Genomic DNA, 15,735 nt, shown 5'->3' with positions numbered 1-15,735 from the left:
CATCACCCCAGAAGAGCGCCGGTGAAGCGGGCAGAGCGGGTGTTCTCGCCGACAAAAATTGACATGAAGCCGCGTGTAATGCCCGTCTGGGCCAGCGTGCAAACGGTGCGCCCGTTGCGCAGGAACAGGATCCTGTCCGGTCCGCGGCTGACGGCGAGATAGCGGTCACCGGGCGCGACGCTCTGAAAACAGGGCTGAAGCCGGGCCCGGTCTGGCGCCGGGTAGCCCAGACGCCGCACTTCCCGCAAGGTCGCCACGATCAGATCATCCTGACTCAGCCGTCGCTGATAGGTCAGCTCAATTCCGAAATCCTGGGTCCAGTCCAATGGCGCCGCGCCCCTGGTGAACAGCCTTGCCTGATACACCGGCAGGCCAAGGAGGCGGAAGGTCGCCGCGCCGCGCTGCTCCGCCCCGGGCAGCAGGTTGTGGACTGAGGACGCGAAGCCAACCGTCGGAGCCGCCAAAAGGCAGAGGGTCAGCGCCAGCCTACGCATGGGTCAGCTCCACCTGAACGACATTGGTGTGGCCGATCGCAAAGGAGGCCGCGCAGATCTCCAGATAATACTGCCAGTTGCGAAAGAAGGTCTCCCCGTGACCCAGCTGCGCGATCCGCCGCTTCTGATCGGTCAGCCGCTGGGCCCAGATCCGGCAGGTGCGGGCATAGTCCTGGCCAAACGCAAAACTGTCCGCGACTTTCAGTCCGGCCGCTTTCGCCTGCTCTGCGATCACCCGATCCGACAGAAGCATGCCACCGGGAAAGACATACTGGCGAATGTAGTCGGATGAGCTCCGGTAGGTCGGGAAGAAGTCGTCCCCAACGGTGATTGCCTGCAACAGCACGCGACCGCCTTCGGCGAGGCTGCTCTTGAGCTTGGCAAAATAGCTGGGCCAGTAGCGTTCGCCAACAGCTTCGATCATCTCGATCGAGACGATGCTGCTGAATTTGCCATCGATGTCGCGGTAGTCGCGCAGTTGAATGTCAGCGCGGCCGTCAAGGCGGCTTTCGGCGTAGCTGTGCTGGTTGCGCGAGATGGTGACGCCGGTAACCTCGCGCCCCTCGGCACTGGCCTGTTCGGCAAAGCCACCCCAGCCGCAGCCGATTTCCAGCAACCGTTCGCCGCTCCCCAGTCGCGACAGTATGCGGGCGTTCTTGCGGGTTTGCGCCTGTGCCAGATCATCCCCATCAGGTCCGAACAGACCGGAAGAGTAGGTCATGCCGTCGTCCAGCCACAGCTGATAGAATTCATTTCCGACATCATAATGCGCGCGGATGTTCTTGCGCGCGCCGCGTCTGGAATTGGCGCGCAGCAGAGTGTCGACAATACGGAATTTGGCCCGGTTCAGGGGGCTTGCCTGATCGTAGCTGCCCATCTGGGCGCGATTGCGCATCGCCAGCTGCATCAGACCGTCGACGGAGGGCGTGTCCCACAGCCCCTGCACATAGGCCTCGCCCAGGCCGACCTGGCCATGCGCCGCCATTGCCGACACCGCAGCCCAGTCATGGATCTGCATTTCAGCCTCGGGGCCGCGGTCGCCGAATTCATACCGCGCACCGTCCGGGGTGCGCAGCGTCAGCCGCCCGTCACGCAGGCGTGCGCAGGTCGCCAGGAATTGCGATTGAAGGGCCTTGTCCGTGAATGCCATGTTCTGCTCCTGTGGCCGGGTGCGATGTGCGTGAGTTGATCATGCGGACGATCCGCATGGCGCTGGCGATGCCGTCTTCGTGAAAACCGTGGCGGTTGTAGGCGCCTGCAAACCAGGTGTTGTTCTGGCCCTGCATCGCCCGGATCTGCTGCTGCGCGCGCAAGGCGGCCTTGTCGAAGACGGGGTGAGAGAACTCTACCCGATCGTAGACCTTTTCGGCGGGAATGGGCCGGGTGGGGTTCAGCGTCACGAACAGCGGGTCGCTTTCGGGAATGTTCTGTAGCCGGTTCATCCAATAGGTGACGCCAACCCCGCCGTCCTGACTGCGGTAGGCCCAGCTGGACCAGCAGTTGCGGCGTTTCGGCATCTGCCCCTCGTCGCAGTGCAGCACGGCCGTGTTGGGTTGATAGCGGATTGCCCCCAGCGCGGCGGCCTCGCCCGCCGTGGCCTCTGTGCCGAGGATCGCCAGCGCCTGGTCAGAATGACAGGCCAGGATGATATCGTCGAACAGGCGCGGATCCGCCCCTTCGGCCTGCAGCACAACGCCTGTTGTCTGACGGCTGACATGGCGAACAGGACTGCCGGTGCGGATGTCACAGCCGCGCGCGATCAGTGCTCGCTCCAGACGGCGGACATATTCGATGCTGCCTCCGCTGATGGTCCACCACTGATGCTTGCCGGTCCCGGCCAGCAGTGCATGGTTGCGAAAGAAGCGAACGAGAGATTTTGCCGGAAAGGCATCCACATCCTCGACCGGTGTCGACCAGATCGCGCCGCACATCGGCAACAGATAGTGATCGCGAAACCACGTGCCGAGGTTCAGTTCCTCCACCAACTCCCCGATGGTTTTGTCATCATCCGTGGCGGCGGCCTCAGCACGTTTGCCGAAGCGCACGATGTCCGCGACCATCTTGTGGAACCGCGGCCGCAGCAAGTTGCGTCTTTGCGCCGTCAGCATCCGCAGGCTGTTCAGCCCGTATTCCAGCCGCCCATCGTCGATGCTGGCGCAAAAGCTCATTTCGCTCTTGATGACCGGCACATCCAGTTCACGGAACAATCGGGTGAGATAGGGGTAGGTGGCATAGTTGAAAACGATGAAGCCGGTATCCACCGGCTGATCGCCGTGCTTTCCCGCCAGGACAGTGCGCGCGTGCCCGCCTAGCCGCGGGGCGGCTTCGAACAAGGTTACATCATGGTGAGCTGCCAGGTAATAGGCTGCAGACATCCCGGATATGCCGGCCCCGACGATGGCAATCTTGCGGCGTGGTCCCTGTGTTTGATCCAGCATGCGTCGGTTTTCCCTTGCGGTTGTTTGGACTGTTTACGCGCCGAACGGGGAGGCGGATCACCCGAGCTGTGAAAAATCGACCCCAGTTGGTGATCCGGGGCTGCTGTGACTGCGTATTGGATGCATGATCGAACATGTTGCAGCACAAACGTTTCATGGGCGCCGGGGGCGATTGAAGAACGCCTTTCGCTACGGGGTGGACTACGTTCTGACCGATATGACCGATGGCGCGCCGCCGCTTTTGTCGCGCAACCGGTTCAACCTGTTCGCGATCCACGACCGCCATCACGGTGGCCCGCGTGGGGCTGGGCGCGGCGTGGCGTGGTTTCGCGCCGAACTGACACGGCGCGGGTTTCCGCTGGACGGGGCGCAGCTGTTGCTGCTGACGCAACCGAGCTTCCTGTGGTTTCACTTCAACCCTGTCAGCTTCTGGATTGCGCTCAAGGACGGCAGCCCGCGCGCCTTTGTTGCCGAGGTGAACAACACCTTTGGTCACCGTCACTGCTATTTCGCGGCGCACCCCGATTTCCGTCCGATCCGCCGCCGCGAAGTGATCGAGGCGCAGAAGCTGATGCATGTCTCACCGTTCCAGCAGGTGGCCGGACGCTATCGGTTCAGCTTCGGGATGACGGCGCAGGCCTTTGATATCCGTATCTGGTATACCAATGGAAGCGAAGGCGTGTTGGCGACGCTGGTTGGCCCGCGCCGCCCCATGACCAGTGGTCGCCTGCTTGGTGCCGCCCTGCGCAGGCCGCTGGGGCCAGTGCGCGTGGTGGCGTTGATCTACTGGCAGGCTTTCAAGCTGTGGCTGAAGCGCGCGCCGTTCCTGCGCAAACCGGAACCGCCGGAGCCGTTGGTGTCCGACAGTTCGACTTTTTCGGGAGGAAAGCTATGACGCAGTTTTCAGGCAAGACGATCTGGCTTGTCGGAGCCAGCCACGGCCTGGGCCGCGAGGTGGCGCGTCAGTTGGACCGGGCCGGGGCGCGGCTGATCCTGTCGGCGCGATCCGCGGACGCGCTGGAGACCCTGGCCGGGGAGCTGCGTCAGGCACAGCCGGTGGTGCTGGATGTAACCGACATGACCTCTGTTGCGGAGGCCGCAAAGAAGGCGGGGGCGTTGGATGGTCTCGTCTACAACGCAGGCGACTATGAGCCGATGCGCACCCAAGACTGGGACAGCGACGCGGTTCTGACGATGAGCGACGTGAACTTCATCGGGGCGCTGCGGGTGCTGGGGCAGGTGATCCCGGGTTTCGTGAAGGCCGGACAGGGTGACATCACGCTGATCGGTTCTTTGGCCGGATACCGGGGGCTGCCTGCCTCCATCGGTTATGGTGCCAGCAAAGCGGCCGTGATCAGCCTGGCAGAGACCATGCGCCATGATCTGAAAGGCAGCGGCGTCACCGTGCGCGTCGTCAATCCAGGCTTTATCAAGACCCGGCTTACGGAGAAGAACAGCTTCAAGATGCCACAGATGATGAAACCGGAGGACGCAGCCAAACATGTCGTTGCCGCCATGCGGTCCCGCCGGTTCCGGACGGATTTTCCACGCCCCTTTTCTTATGCGATCAAGGCGTTCGACCTTTTGCCCGACTGGCTGGTCTATCGCGGCAAGTGACGGCTGCTGTCAGATCCGGAACAAGGGTTGCAGCAGGCGTGGCATGAAGGCCCTGAACCTCAGCGGCGCATCGGTCGCCGCAAGGCAGATGCAGGGATCGCCCGCATCCGCAACCGGCGTATGATCCAGCGTTTCATCGCCGATTTCGACATCCCCGACACCAAAGCGCCCGGTCTCGTCGCTGAAACTGCCTTGCAACACCAGTGTGAGTTCCAGCCCGTTGTGACTGTGATCCGGCACCGCCTGGCCCGCCGGAATATACAGCAGACGGGCAGAACCGGCCTCATCTTCGAACAGGATGTTCTGCCGAACCCCCATGCCCAGTGTTCTCCAACGTGGCGACTGCCCTTTCAGCGACTGCATCACCGGACCCGGATAGATGCCCTGGGCGTCATAGATCGGCTCTGGCGGGGCGGGTTGGTCAAGCCGCGCGATGAGTTCCGATTTGGCACCCTGTGACATCGCCACGCAGGTGGCTTCTTCCAACAGCGCGCCGCCGACTGCCTGATGCGCACCAAGGGCTGCCCGGCAATCGCGGCACAGCGACAGATGGCTGGCGACAACCATGGAAAAGGCATGCGGCAGCTGACCCGCCGCATAGGCTGCGATCATCGGGTCGGGGATGTGATGAGTGATTGCAGACATTCAACGCAATCCTTTTAGTTCCTTGCGCAACCGCCCAAGTCCAAGGCGTATGCGCGACTTCACTGTGCCCAGCGGCAAGCCGGTCTGGGTGCTGATTTCCTGATGGGTCAGATCGCCAATATAGGCCTTTTCGATCATCTCTTTCTGATCGGGGTGCAGCTGCGCGATGGCCTGTTTCAGCTTCAGGGTCTCCTGTTCGAGCGCGAGGATCTGGCTGGCATCGGGTTCGCGTTCGGGGTCTTCGGCCAATTCGTCAGGCAACGGGCGGCTTTCCTTGCGGACAATATCGATATGACGATTGCGGGCAATCTGGTAAATCCAGGCAGACGCCTGTGCCTTGTGCGGGTCAAACATCGCCGCCTTGCGCCAGATTGTCAGCATGACGTCCTGCACGATCTCTTCGGCCAGTACGGGTCGGGCACCGCAGCGAATGACAAACCCTTTCAGCCGCGGCGCGAGATAGTCGAACATTGCTCCAAAAGCCGCGCGGTCGCGGTGATCGCGCACCGACAGAAGCCAGACTGTCAGCTGCGAGTACGAGTTGTCTTTTGACACTGCTGCTTTGCCCCCAGGGGATGCCCGAAGCACGACATTTTTATCGGGTGACCTGTCCATGTTTAGTGTCAGCATAGTCCGGATACGGGGTGGTGTGGAAGTTGGATCATGGCGCGCGACGATTTTATCGCAGCAGCAATGGCGCGGGTGGGCGGCGCGGTGAGAAAAACTGATCCAGCTGCAATTGCGCGCCGTATAAAACGCAACCCTCAGCAGGAAAGTGGTCAGCCATGCACAATATCGTTGTCAGCGGCGCGTCCGGCGCGATCGGCTCCGCCTTTGTTGGTGAACTGGCCGGGAGATACCCGGAGGCCTGCATTCACAGCATGTCCCGCAGCCCGAAAGATACCACCATGGCTGGCGTACGCGCGGTTGAGGTGGATTATCTAAAGGAAGACAGCCTGCAAAACGCGGCGGAACAGGTTGCCCGCATCGGCCCGGTGGATCTGGTCATCGTGGCGGGAGGGATCCTGCATCAGGACGGTGTGATGCCGGAAAAGTCGCTGCGGGAGCTGAGCGCCGAAAAACTGCTGACGCTGTATTCGGCCAATACGGTTGCCCCGACCCTGATCGCCAAGCATTTTCTGCCTTTGCTGCCTCGTGACAGGCGTGCGGTTTTCGCGGCCCTCTCCGCCCGGGTTGGCAGCATTTCGGACAATCACCTTGGCGGTTGGTATTCCTATCGGGCGTCCAAGGCGGCGCTGAACATGATTATTCGCACGGCCGCGATAGAGATCCGCCGTCGCAACCCGGAGGCTATCGCCGTGGGATTGCACCCGGGCACCGTCGACAGCGCATTGTCCCAGCCATTTCAAAGGAACCTCGCCCAAGGACAGTTGTTCTCGCCGCAGGTCTCCGTCAGCCGGATGATCGCCGTGATCGAACAGCTGACGCCCGCCGACAGCGGCAGCTGCATGGCGTGGGATGGCAGTCGCATCCCGCCTTAAACCTGGCCTCAGGCCTCAGGCCGCAACGCCACCGCGCCGTGGCTGTCAGGCGCTGCCGGGCCAAGGCCGCCGGAGGTCTGGCTTGTCACAGGCAGGGGCCAAATATGCCTTATTAATGTCGCCTTGATACGCAAGGTCTACCGCGTTCCGGGTATTTGGGGCACAGCCTTGCCATAACTGGGGGGGCGTGCCCGCTGCGCCGTTCCGATGGCCCTGAGTGGTCGCACACGGTATGCAGACATTGGGAGATATGTGACGTGCCAGGCATTGATATCCTCAGAACCGAGGAAAGCCCGCATGAAAGCGTGCATGGCATCCGAGAGGATACGATGTCCCGCGGCGTCGATCTGGACGGGGCAAGAATCGTGGCCACCTATGCTGACGGCACGACCGAGGTCCTGACTTGGGAGGCGCTTGACCCCTATACCAATGGGGGGGCGAATGGGCAGGGGGTGGACCTGTTCTATGGCAACGAATGGCACGAGCTGTCGGCGACCAAGATGCTGACGTCGCTGGAAATTGACCTGCAACCCGCCAGCTCAGTGTTTGATACGACCTTTACCACCGATGACGACCCGGCGGGCGGGTCCACGGCAGGGTCGAAAAACGGTTTCCCGTTTCACCTTGCCCCGGAACACGACACGATGACCGGTGAGCTCGCCGTCACGTACTCCGGTATCGTCAATCTGCAAGGCAGCCCCGCGCAGGGGGATCTGTTCACCACCATGGTCGTCGACTTTACCGGATTGCCCGAAGGCGGGTTTCTGGGCGACCTGAAGTGGAATTCCGATATCGACTCGATGAAGGTTGACGGCGATCTGGTCCCGACCGCGGTGGCCTGCCTGACCCGCGGAACACTGGTGACCACGCAGGCAGGCGCGGTTCCGGTGGAAGAACTGCGCCAGGGCGACATGGTGCAGACACTGGACAATGGGTTTCAGCGTGTGCGGCTGGTTCTGCGCCGCCGGATCACGCGGCAGGAGCTGGCGCGGAACCATAAGCTGTATCCGGTGCGCATTGCCGCCGACGCTTTGGGGGATGGTGTGCCGGTCAAAGACCTGCTGGTGTCGCGTCAGCATCGGATGGTGGTGCGCTCCAGCATCGTGCGACGCATGTTTGACTGCGACACGGTCATGGTCGCCGCGATACGGCTGACCAGCCTGTCGGGGGTCGATGTGTGTGACGCGTTGGAGGAGGTCGAATACTTCCACCTGGTTCTAGGCGCGCACGAAATTGTCTTTGCCGACGGTGCCCCGACCGAGAGTTTTCTAGCGAACCGAAAAACGATTGCTGCGCTGAGCAAAGCGGCGCGTCAGGAGTTCATGGCCATCTTCCCAGACGCGGCCCATGGCCGGTCGGACCCGACACCGGCGCGCAAAGTCCCGTCGCGCGAACAGCAGAAAAAACTGGTCAGCCGCCACCGCCAGAACCGCAAGGACCTGTACTGCGCCTGAGCTCCGCCGCGTCCCAGGTCCGTCGCGACGGGCCGCGCAGGGCCGGGTGAGGGGCAGATGCAGGGCAGTGGCAGGGCAGATATCAGGGGGCAGGACGGACCTGTCGCGGGGCCCTTGGAAATCCTGATGCGATCGCTGTATGGTGGCTGCCGGAAACTTGCCAGCCAGCATGGGCCGCTGCGTCAGCATTTCGCGGCGCCAGGGTCACCCGCCAGCAGTTCATCCATTCGTGTCAGGCAAGGAATACGAAGATGACGCTGCTTCAGAATTTTCGGGGGCGAACGGCCGGAGTCGAGGTCACAGATCCCGCGGTTTCGCGGTTTTGCAATGGGGTGCTTGGGCTGCATTGGCAGGCCAAAGCCGGTCGCGGGGCAAGCGGCACCTATTGGTCGGATGTGCCGCGACTGATGCTGTTCACGGATGACATGTCCAGCGTGCAGGTCTGCGAAGGCGGCGCGGATCCCAAGTGGGCGGGACGGCCGGTTTCGGGCATCGTCTATGTGCCAGCGGGGTTCACGCTGCGCAGCTATTTCACTGCAGGGCTGGAGTTTCGGCATCTGGATCTGCATTTTGACCCAACTTGGCTGCGAAATGACCTGGTGCCCGCATTGGGCGAGAACCTGGCCGAATCGCTGATGAGCCGGATGTTGGAGCGCGCCAGCACGCCGCAGATCCACAGCCTGGCAACGCTTCTGATCCACGAGATTTCCAACGCCGCGCATGATGATCTCTACTTCGAAAGCCTCGCCCGCGCCGCGCTGATGGCGGCCCTGTCGCCGGAACTGGCGGCACCGCAACGCTGCGCGGGGCGGCTGACATCCTATCAGATGCAAAAGCTGAACTCCGCCTTTGCCAAACGCGGCGGGCGGCGGATGCCGGTGTCTGACATGGCGGCGGTCGTGGGGCTGTCGGAAAGCTGGTTCTCGCATGCCTTCAAAAGCACAACTGGCATGTCGCCCCTGCAATGGCAAAAAGAGCAGCGGGTGCGCAGCGCTCAGGAACTGCTGCGGGAAACCGGGCTGAGCGTCGCGGAGATCGCCGGGCGTCTCGGCTTCGCCGATCAATCGCATTTCACCAAGGTGTTTCGCACGGTGGCGGGGCAGACCCCCGCCAACTGGCGTCGCTCGCTCAGCGGGTGATCGCGTTGCGGTGAGCGGTATGGCGCCCGGACAAATGCCTGTGCGGGCGCCATGACGTTTACCAGCGGCGGGTCAGCGTGGCGCTGACGGTGCGGGCGGGGGAATACCAATTGGCCCCGATGCCGCCGGTCACATGCTTTTCGTCCAGCAGGTTGGTCACATTCAGCTGCAGGCTGGTGTCCGCTGCCAGGTCATAGGAAAACGCCGCATCGACCACGGTGAAGGACTCTCCTTCGCGGGTGTTGGCATTGTCGAACCACATCGCCCCGGTGTAGCGCGCGCCCAGGCCAAAGGTCATATCGCCGCGCGCGCCCTGACCCGGCAGCGTATAGTTCACCCAGACCGAGGCCATGTTGTCGGGCACGAACTGCAACGCGTTGCCACCATTGCCGCCATCGCCATCGTTGACGATCTCCGAATCCATATGGGAATAGCCCGCGATGACCGAGACGTTCCGAAACAGGTCGACCTTGGCTTCCAGATCGATGCCGCGCACACGGGATTCGCCGATGGTTTCTTCCAGCATGGTGTTGGGATTGGTCACGGTCATGTTGAACTTGGTCAGATCATAAACCGAGGCTGTCAGCAAAGCGCGCCCGCCGGCCGGGCGGTACTTCACGCCCGCTTCCAGCTGCTCGCCGCGCTCTGGTTCCACCGTCAGCCCTGCCGGAACGATGGATTCGGCGTAGTTGCCGTAGACGGACAGATCAGGCGTGATCTTGTAGGTCAGGCCAAGGCGCGCCGTGGTGTCGTCGTATTCGCCGCGGCTGACCGCGCCGTTGAACAGATTGGTCTGGATGGTTTCGCCGTCGTCATAGCGCAGGCCAAGGTTGGTGATCAGACGGTCGCTGAAGGTCAATTCCTGTTGCAGGTACACGCTCTTGGTCGTGGTTTCGGTCCGGCGGTTGCGGTAAGGGGCCAGCCCGTCCAGGCTGTAGCCGCCGGTGTAGGTAAAGGTGTCAGGGTCGGTGATCGGATCCGCGGGTGTCCACCAGTTCATGCTGTCTGTGCTGGCGTCTGTGTATTCGATCCCGGCCAGGGTCCGGCTGCGCACCGAGCCGATCATTGCGTTGTATTGCAGGTTGGCATTCAGCACAAAATCCTCGCCCGCGCTGTCGCTGGCGAAAAGCGCCCGGTCGGTGGAGCCATCTCCGGGGCTGCCGCGGTCATCCAGGTAGACATAGCCGAAGTCCGACTCCAGGTCGGTGTAGCGGGCAGAGACGCCCAGTTGCAGACCGCTGCCGAATTCATGATCGAACATCAGCGTGGCGGTGGTGCGGTCGATGCCGCGGTAATTGAAATCCGGCTCACCGAAGTAGCGGCTGGCGTCGAAATCGGTGTTTACTGGATGGCCGCCGCCACCGGGCACGGAGTCGCGGTTCAGGTGGTCGAGGCTGAACACCAGGCTGGTGGTGTCCGAGGGGCGCCAGGCGAGGCTGGCGGCCAGATAGCTCTCATCGTCCTGCGAGTAATCCCATTCGGCATCCGCATCGCGCAGCACTCCGACCAGACGATAGGCCAGCGTGCCGGTGTCGTTCAGGTCGTCACCAAAATCAAAGCCGACTTCTGCCTTGTTGAAACTGCCAAAGGACAGGTAGGCCTCGCCATAGCGGCCGGACTTTGGCGTCTTGCTGACAAAGTTCACGGCACCGCCGGGGTCAGAGACGCCGAAGGTGGTGGAGTTGGCGCCCTTCACCACTTCCACCCGGTCAAAGGCATAAGGTTCCTCGCGCACACCGCCAAAGTTGCTGCCGATGCGCAACCCGTCGCGGTAGGTATAGGCGTCAAAGCCGCGTACCCGGAAATAGTCGAAGCGGTGGTCGGCGCCGTAGTAGTCCGTCACCACCCCAGGCGTATAGTTCACCACCTGTTCGATGGTCTCGGCACCGCGGGCCTTGATTTCGCGGGCAGTTACCACCGACACCGTCGCCGCCGTGTCCAGAATATCGGCAGACAGGCCTGATCCCGCAGCGGTTTCCTCGGCGACGAAGGTGGTGCTGTCGTCCCCTGACTGCACGGTGATTGTTTCCAGCGTCACGCTGGCGGCCGTGCTGTCTTGCGCCAGCGCCAGTGCCGGGGCGCAGGTGAGGGCGGAACAGCCCAGAAGGACCGTTGTCAGACGGCGGGCCTTGCTGCTGCCGTCGCCGGAAAGGGTCGAAAAGTCAGATTGCATTCTACTGTACCCGTAGGAGTGTGAGTGGTTGTCCGCAGATGCGGTTTGAGGCGGCCTGCGCGCGGCTGCGGGCTGGACCGGAAGGTGAAGTCGGTGGCGCTGGTGCCGCGGCTCTGTCTGCCGACAGCCGGGACGTGGCTTTCCCTTCGTTCGCGGCGCTCTCTACGCAGCCGGGGGCAGGCCGGTATTGTAGGAATCCACTTTTTTGGTTGGTTCCTGCGGTTTGTTTAGTGTTTTTGTCGGGAAACTGACCTGCGCTCCGCCGGCATCGGTTGACCGGCGGCCTGCGCGGCGGTTACCGGCACCGCCAAGGGCTGATCTGAACACAGGAGAGTGACGATGCGAAAGACGATGCGGGTGCCGGTGCGGCTGGCGATTTTGCCGACGGTCCTGGCGGTTTTGTCCATTGCGCTGACGATGGCAACATCCTTGCGGGCCGATGATTTTCCAGTTCGGATCGAACACGCGCTGGGCACCACCATAGTGCCAGAGAAACCCACACGCATCGCCGCCGTGGGCTGGAGCAACCACGAGGTGCCGTTGGCGCTTGGGGTGGTGCCGGTGGGGTTTGCCAAGGTCAACTTCGGTGATGACGACAGCAACGGCGTCTTTCCCTGGGTAGAGGCACGATTGGCAGACCTCGGCGCAGAGATGCCCGCGCTGTTCGACGAGGGGGACGGCATTGATTTCGAAGCGGTGGCGGCGACCAAACCGGACCTGATCCTTGCGGCCTATTCCGGCATCAGCCCGTCCGACTATGCCACGCTGAGCAAGATTGCACCGGTCGTGGCCTACACCGTCGGCCCCTGGGCGATCACCTGGCGCGAAACGATCCGCCTGAATGCCACCGCCATGGGCCGGGCGGCGGATGGAGAGGCGTTGATCGCCCGCATCGAACGCCGCATCGCTGATGCGGTTGCCAAACATCCCGAGATCAAGGGCAAACGAGCAATGTTCATCACCCACCTGCGGGCACGCGATCTGAGCGTAATCCGTTTCTATTCCGCCAATGACCCGCGGGTGCAGTTCTTTGAGGATCTGGGCATGGTCTCGCCGCAAAGCGTGCGCGAGGCCAGCAAACCGGGGCGGTACGCGGGGGAGATCAGCGTCGAGCGGATCGACGAGTTCACCGATGTCGACATCGCCGTGACCTATGGTAATGACGATCTGTTGGATAGCCTGCGCAGCAACCCGTTGACGGCGCGCATGCCGGTGATCCGCAATGACGCCCTGGTGCTGATGAACAATGACCCGTTAGGCACCGGCGCCAACCCGACGCCGCTGGCAATCGAATGGGTTCTGGACAGCTACGTCAGCCGCCTGGCCAAAGCTGCACGGCAGGCCGAATGAGCATTGCAGGCGCCCGTACCCGCGGCGCGGCTGCCGCACGCCAGCCGAGGTCGCGCCTGGGCTGGCTCGGCGCCGGCTGGAGTGGTGCGCTGTTGTTGCTGGTGTTGGGGCTGGCCGGTCTGGCCTCTCTGGCCTGGGGGGCACGGCCGGTGGCTTGGCAGGACGTATGGGCGGGCCTGCACGGGCAGGCCGAGACGCTGGAGCAGGCGGTGGTGCAGATGCGCATGCCGCGCACCCTGCTGGCGGCACTGGCCGGGGCCGGTCTGGGGCTGGCTGGTGCAGTGATGCAAGGGGTGACCCGCAACCCATTGGCTGATCCGGGTATCCTGGGGGGCAACGCGGGTGCGGCCATGGCGGTGGTCATCGGCGTCGCCTGGTTCGACATGCAGTCGCGCGTCGGGTTCCTGTGGGCGGGGATCGGCGGCGCCTCGGTGGCGGCCTGCTTTGTCTATGCGGTCGCCAGCCTGGGGCGCGGCGGGGCCTCGCCGCTGAAACTGGCGCTGGCGGGGGCTGCAGCCTCCGTGGCGTTGGCTTCCTTCACGGTGGCGATCATCCTGCCGCGCGGCGATATCGCTGAGGGTGTCCAAAGTTGGCAGATCGGTGGCGTGGGCGGTGCGACCTATGATGCCATCCTGCCGATGCTGCCATTCCTGGCAGTCGGAACGCTGCTGTCACTGCTGTCAGCGCGCAACCTCAACCTGCTGGCACTGGGGGACGAGGCCGCAGCGGCGTTGGGCGAACGGGTCGCCGTGGCCCGCATGGCGGCGGCGCTGGGGGCGGTCATCCTGTGCGGCGCGGCGACCGCGGTGTGCGGGCCGATCGGCTTTGTCGGGCTGGTGGTGCCACATGCCTGCCGTCTGCTGGCAGGGGTGGACCACCGGACCCTGCTGCCGCTGAGCGCGCTGGGCGGCGCTATCCTGCTGCTGCTGGCGGATGTTGTCGGCCGCATGTTGGTCCGCCCGTCAGAGCTGGAGGCCGGGGTCGTCACCGCCTTTGTCGGCGCCCCTGTCTTCATTGCCATTGTCCGCCGCAAAAGGATCCGTGAGCTGTGATGCACTCTTCTGTCCAAGCAGGCGTTGCGCCGCCTGACCTGCCGCCGCTGCAGACGTTCCGCCGCATGCGCCTGGCCCGCAGGCGCGGGCTGCTGCGGGTCACCTGGCTGATCGCGGGCTTGGTGCTGGCCGGAATTGCGCTGACCCTGACCGTGGGCCAGTCGGTCACCGCGCCGCTGGACGTGCTGCGCGTGCTGGCAGGCGGCACGGTGCCGGGCGAGACCTTTACCGTGCGCGAGCTGCGGATGCCGCGCGCGCTGGTGGGGGCGCTTGCGGGGGTGGGTTTTGGACTGGCGGGGGCCGCTTTTCAGGTGCTGCTGCGCAATCCGCTGGCCAGCCCCGACATCATCGGCATTTCGGCCGGGGCCAGTGCCGCCGCGGTGGGCGGTATCGTGTTCCTGGGGGTGAGCGGTGTCTGGATCGCGGTCTTCGCGGTGCTGGCAGCATTGGTGGTGGCCGCGGCGATCTATCTGCTGGCCTGGCGTGACGGGGTGGCTGGCGGGCGGCTGATCCTGGTGGGGATCGGCATCGCCGCCATGCTCAACAGCTTTGTCGCCTATGCCCTGTCCAAGGCGCCGAGCTGGAGCCTGCAGGAGGCGCTGCGCTGGCTGAGCGGCACCCTCAACGGTGCCACGCTGGACCAGTCCGTGCCGCTGGCGGTGGCCTTGCTGCTGTTGGGGGGGCTGCTGCTGACGCAGAGCCGCGCCCTGGCGGCGTTGCAGATGGGGGATGACACCGCCGCCGCCATCGGGGTTGCGGTAGCGCGCAGCCGCCTGCTGGTGGTGCTGTCGGCCGTGGGCGTGATCGCCGTTGCAACTGCGGTCTGCGGGCCGATTTCCTTCGTTGCCTTTCTGGCACGCCCCATCGCCAGCCGCCTGACCCGCGCGGGCGGGCCGCTGCTGATCCTGTCGGCGCTGGTGGGGGCGCTGCTGGTGGTGCTGGCCGATTTCACCGGGCAGATCCTGCTGCCCGCGCGCTATCCGGTGGGCATCGTCACAGGTGTGCTGGGCGCGCCCTATCTGCTCTACCTGATTGTCCACATGCACCGGAAAGGAACCGCCTGATGCGCCCGAACCTGAAACAGCTAAGCGCCGAAAACCTGCACGCCGGATATGGTGGCCGCAGCGTGCTGCGCGGCGTAAATTTCGAGGTGCCGAAGGGGCGGATAACCGGCATTGTTGGCGCCAACGCCTGCGGCAAATCGACCTTCTTGCGCGCGCTGTCGCGGCTGCTGCCGCCGGAGCGGGGACGGGTGCTGTTGGATGGCGCGGACATTCATCGCATAGCCCCGCGCAGTCTGGCCCGAAATCTGGGCCTGCTGCCGCAGACGCCGATTGCGCCAGACGGGATCACCGTTCTGGATCTGGTCGGGCGTGGTCGCCACCCGCATCAGGGGCTGTTCGCGCGCTGGAGTGCAGCGGACGAGCGCGCCGTTCTGGCCGCGCTGGAGGCCACTGGCACCGCCGATCTGGCGGACCGGGACGTGGATGAGCTGTCGGGCGGGCAACGTCAGCGGGTATGGATCGCCATGGCGCTGGCGCAGGAGACCGGGATTCTGTTGCTGGACGAGCCGACCACCTTTCTGGACATCAACCACCAGATCGAAGTGCTGGACCTGCTGCGCGACCTGAACCACGACCGCGGCACGACGGTGGTGATGGTGCTGCACGATCTGAACCTGGCCGCGCGCTATTGCGACTGGCTTGCGGCCATGGCGGGGGGGAAGCTGCACCGCGCCGGCCCACCCGAAGAGATCCTGACCCCGGCCATGGTGGCAGAGGTCTTTGGCCTCGATTGCCGGGTGGTGCCGGATCCGGTGTCGGGGCGACCGATGATGCTGCCGATCGGACGTCACGGGGTTCTGTGAGACC

The 15,735-nt window shown here is 63.9% G+C and carries 15 protein-coding genes; 9 read left to right on the top strand and 6 right to left on the bottom strand.

Annotation, left to right across the window (positions count from 1 at the left end; genetic code table 11):
• Positions 1-2 precede the first annotated feature (2 nt).
• From AC0IPL_RS16850 to AC0IPL_RS16840, 3 genes are read right to left on the bottom strand one after another with little or no spacing between them, the layout of a single operon-like run.
• Positions 3-494 carry a hypothetical protein gene (locus AC0IPL_RS16850; RefSeq protein ID WP_474275934.1) on the bottom strand — a complete coding sequence of 164 codons (492 nt, stop codon included), beginning with the start codon at positions 492-494 and terminating at the stop codon, positions 3-5.
• On the bottom strand, positions 487-1,644 hold the full coding sequence (locus AC0IPL_RS16845; RefSeq protein ID WP_474275932.1) for a class I SAM-dependent methyltransferase: 1,158 nt from the start codon (positions 1,642-1,644) through the stop codon (positions 487-489). The genes AC0IPL_RS16850 and AC0IPL_RS16845 overlap by 8 nt, the downstream gene beginning before the upstream one ends.
• Complete coding sequence (locus AC0IPL_RS16840; RefSeq protein ID WP_474275930.1) at positions 1,583-2,932, bottom strand: NAD(P)/FAD-dependent oxidoreductase; 1,350 nt, start codon at positions 2,930-2,932, stop codon at positions 1,583-1,585. Before AC0IPL_RS16840 ends, AC0IPL_RS16845 begins: the two co-directional genes overlap by 62 nt.
• 124 nt (positions 2,933-3,056) lie before the next feature.
• Here AC0IPL_RS16840 and AC0IPL_RS16835 point away from each other — a divergent pair, with 124 nt between their 5' ends.
• Positions 3,057-3,827: a DUF1365 domain-containing protein gene (locus tag AC0IPL_RS16835; RefSeq protein ID WP_474275927.1), complete on the top strand. Its 771-nt coding sequence runs from the start codon at positions 3,057-3,059 to the stop codon at positions 3,825-3,827.
• Positions 3,824-4,549: an SDR family NAD(P)-dependent oxidoreductase gene (locus AC0IPL_RS16830; RefSeq protein WP_474275925.1), complete on the top strand. Its 726-nt coding sequence runs from the start codon at positions 3,824-3,826 to the stop codon at positions 4,547-4,549. Before AC0IPL_RS16835 ends, AC0IPL_RS16830 begins: the two co-directional genes overlap by 4 nt.
• A 9-nt stretch (positions 4,550-4,558) precedes the next feature.
• Here the strand turns inward: AC0IPL_RS16830 and AC0IPL_RS16825 are convergent, their stop codons facing one another.
• Both AC0IPL_RS16825 and AC0IPL_RS16820 read right to left on the bottom strand, forming a co-directional pair.
• On the bottom strand, positions 4,559-5,194 hold the full coding sequence (locus AC0IPL_RS16825; RefSeq protein WP_474275922.1) for a ChrR family anti-sigma-E factor: 636 nt from the start codon (positions 5,192-5,194) through the stop codon (positions 4,559-4,561).
• Positions 5,195-5,749: a sigma-70 family RNA polymerase sigma factor gene (locus tag AC0IPL_RS16820; protein ID WP_474275920.1), complete on the bottom strand. Its 555-nt coding sequence runs from the start codon at positions 5,747-5,749 to the stop codon at positions 5,195-5,197. It abuts the gene before it with no gap.
• A 230-nt stretch (positions 5,750-5,979) separates the two neighbouring features.
• Between AC0IPL_RS16820 and AC0IPL_RS16815 the strand changes: the two genes are divergently transcribed.
• From AC0IPL_RS16815 to AC0IPL_RS16805, 3 genes are all read left to right on the top strand, one after another.
• Positions 5,980-6,696, top strand: a complete 717-nt coding sequence (locus AC0IPL_RS16815) for an SDR family NAD(P)-dependent oxidoreductase (RefSeq protein WP_474275918.1) — start codon at positions 5,980-5,982, stop codon at positions 6,694-6,696.
• Positions 6,697-6,953: 257 nt separating this feature from the next.
• Positions 6,954-8,150 carry a Hint domain-containing protein gene (locus AC0IPL_RS16810; RefSeq protein WP_474275915.1) on the top strand — a complete coding sequence of 399 codons (1,197 nt, stop codon included), beginning with the start codon at positions 6,954-6,956 and terminating at the stop codon, positions 8,148-8,150.
• Positions 8,151-8,401: 251 nt separating this feature from the next.
• Positions 8,402-9,289 (top strand): helix-turn-helix domain-containing protein, encoded by an 888-nt coding sequence (locus AC0IPL_RS16805; RefSeq protein ID WP_474275913.1) that lies wholly within the window; start codon positions 8,402-8,404, stop codon positions 9,287-9,289.
• Positions 9,290-9,347: 58 nt separating this feature from the next.
• On the opposite strand, the gene AC0IPL_RS16800 is transcribed toward AC0IPL_RS16805, so the two are convergent.
• On the bottom strand, positions 9,348-11,462 hold the full coding sequence (locus tag AC0IPL_RS16800; RefSeq protein ID WP_474275911.1) for a TonB-dependent siderophore receptor: 2,115 nt from the start codon (positions 11,460-11,462) through the stop codon (positions 9,348-9,350).
• Between the two features lie 339 nt (positions 11,463-11,801).
• Here AC0IPL_RS16800 and AC0IPL_RS16795 point away from each other — a divergent pair, with 339 nt between their 5' ends.
• Genes AC0IPL_RS16795 through AC0IPL_RS16780 form a run of 4 tightly spaced genes read left to right on the top strand, consistent with a single transcriptional unit; the run spans position 11,802 to position 15,731 of the window.
• Positions 11,802-12,812, top strand: coding sequence for an iron-siderophore ABC transporter substrate-binding protein (locus AC0IPL_RS16795; protein WP_474275909.1), 1,011 nt, complete (start codon positions 11,802-11,804; stop codon positions 12,810-12,812).
• Entirely contained in the window at positions 12,809-13,864 is a 1,056-nt protein-coding gene (locus tag AC0IPL_RS16790) for a FecCD family ABC transporter permease (RefSeq protein WP_474275906.1), read from the top strand. Before AC0IPL_RS16795 ends, AC0IPL_RS16790 begins: the two co-directional genes overlap by 4 nt.
• Positions 13,864-14,928, top strand: coding sequence for a FecCD family ABC transporter permease (locus AC0IPL_RS16785; RefSeq protein ID WP_474275903.1), 1,065 nt, complete (start codon positions 13,864-13,866; stop codon positions 14,926-14,928). The genes AC0IPL_RS16790 and AC0IPL_RS16785 overlap by 1 nt, the downstream gene beginning before the upstream one ends.
• Entirely contained in the window at positions 14,928-15,731 is an 804-nt protein-coding gene (locus AC0IPL_RS16780) for an ABC transporter ATP-binding protein (RefSeq protein WP_474275901.1), read from the top strand. The genes AC0IPL_RS16785 and AC0IPL_RS16780 overlap by 1 nt, the downstream gene beginning before the upstream one ends.
• The last annotated feature ends 4 nt before the right edge of the window (positions 15,732-15,735 follow it).

This window comes from Leisingera sp. SA32 (assembly GCF_056033425.1).
Note: the sequence above shows the minus strand (reverse complement) of the source record. Positions and strands in the feature narration are given on the sequence as shown.

Coding starts and splice junctions, on each gene's coding strand:
- AC0IPL_RS16850 (WP_474275934.1), bottom strand. CDS start 494: ATGCGTAGGCTGGCGCTGACCCTCTGCCTTTTGGCGGCTCCGACGGTT.
- AC0IPL_RS16830 (WP_474275925.1), top strand. CDS start 3,824: ATGACGCAGTTTTCAGGCAAGACGATCTGGCTTGTCGGAGCCAGCCAC.
- AC0IPL_RS16840 (WP_474275930.1), bottom strand. CDS start 2,932: ATGCTGGATCAAACACAGGGACCACGCCGCAAGATTGCCATCGTCGGG.
- AC0IPL_RS16815 (WP_474275918.1), top strand. CDS start 5,980: ATGCACAATATCGTTGTCAGCGGCGCGTCCGGCGCGATCGGCTCCGCC.
- AC0IPL_RS16790 (WP_474275906.1), top strand. CDS start 12,809: ATGAGCATTGCAGGCGCCCGTACCCGCGGCGCGGCTGCCGCACGCCAG.
- AC0IPL_RS16780 (WP_474275901.1), top strand. CDS start 14,928: ATGCGCCCGAACCTGAAACAGCTAAGCGCCGAAAACCTGCACGCCGGA.
- AC0IPL_RS16795 (WP_474275909.1), top strand. CDS start 11,802: ATGCGAAAGACGATGCGGGTGCCGGTGCGGCTGGCGATTTTGCCGACG.
- AC0IPL_RS16825 (WP_474275922.1), bottom strand. CDS start 5,194: ATGTCTGCAATCACTCATCACATCCCCGACCCGATGATCGCAGCCTAT.
- AC0IPL_RS16805 (WP_474275913.1), top strand. CDS start 8,402: ATGACGCTGCTTCAGAATTTTCGGGGGCGAACGGCCGGAGTCGAGGTC.
- AC0IPL_RS16845 (WP_474275932.1), bottom strand. CDS start 1,644: ATGGCATTCACGGACAAGGCCCTTCAATCGCAATTCCTGGCGACCTGC.
- AC0IPL_RS16800 (WP_474275911.1), bottom strand. CDS start 11,462: ATGCAATCTGACTTTTCGACCCTTTCCGGCGACGGCAGCAGCAAGGCC.
- AC0IPL_RS16835 (WP_474275927.1), top strand. CDS start 3,057: ATGATCGAACATGTTGCAGCACAAACGTTTCATGGGCGCCGGGGGCGA.
- AC0IPL_RS16785 (WP_474275903.1), top strand. CDS start 13,864: ATGCACTCTTCTGTCCAAGCAGGCGTTGCGCCGCCTGACCTGCCGCCG.